Source organism: Sinorhizobium sp. 6-70, assembly GCF_030124375.1.
Lineage (GTDB): Bacteria > Pseudomonadota > Alphaproteobacteria > Rhizobiales > Rhizobiaceae > Sinorhizobium.
In genome coordinates this window covers 1-856 of sequence record NZ_JASKLS010000037.1, presented here as the reverse complement: position 1 = coordinate 856, position 856 = coordinate 1, and the positions used below count along the sequence as shown (strand labels likewise).

Below are 856 nucleotides of genomic sequence, written 5' to 3'. Positions count from 1 at the left end.
ATCAACAGCTTCGTGCGCGAGGCGGCGAAGTCCCTGCAGATGAACGAAATCGGCGTCTGCAATATCTCGACCCAGGCGCCGATCGTCTTTGACGCATACAAGGACGACCGGACGACGGGCAACTTCATAATCGTCGACCGGATTTCCAATGCGACGGTCGGTGCGGGGATGATCGATTTCCCGCTGCGTCGCGCCGACAACGTCCATTGGCAGGCGACCGACGTCAACAAGGGCGCGCGCAGCGCGATCAAGAACCAGCGGCCCGCGGTCCTCTGGTTCACCGGGCTCTCCGGTTCGGGAAAATCGACGATCGCCAATGCCCTCGACAAGGTTCTGCATGCGCGCGGCAAACATACCTATCTGCTGGACGGCGACAATGTGCGCCACGGTCTCAATCGGGACCTTGGCTTCACCGACGAGGATCGGGTGGAAAACATCCGGCGGGTGGCGGAAGTGGCGAAGCTCATGGCTGATGCCGGCCTGATCGTGCTCGTATCCTTCATTTCTCCGTTCCGTGACGAACGGCGGATGGCGCGCGAGCTGATGGAAAAGGGCGAGTTCATCGAGATATTCGTCGATACGCCCCTGGAAGAATGCGCGCGCCGCGATCCGAAGGGCCTGTATGAAAAGGCGCTGGCGGGCAAGATTGCGAATTTCACCGGCATTTCTTCGCCCTACGAGGCGCCCGAAAATCCGGAACTGCATCTTCACACAGTCGGCCACGAGCCGATTTCGCTAGCCCTCAAGATCGAGGAATATCTCGACCAGATGACGGAGGAGAAATGACGGCCTTGTGTGAGGTGCTCGAACGCATCGCCATTGATGCCGGCGAGGCGATCCTTGGTGTCTACGACGC

The 856-nt window shown here is 59.9% G+C and carries 1 protein-coding gene; it reads left to right on the top strand.

Features of this window, described 5'->3' with window-relative positions; all coding sequences use genetic code 11:
• Positions 1–786, top strand: a 786-nt coding sequence (cysC, locus tag QN222_RS30210) for an adenylyl-sulfate kinase (RefSeq protein ID WP_283966081.1), incomplete at its 5' end; no start/stop codon positions are given.
• Positions 787–856: the final 70 nt, after the last annotated feature.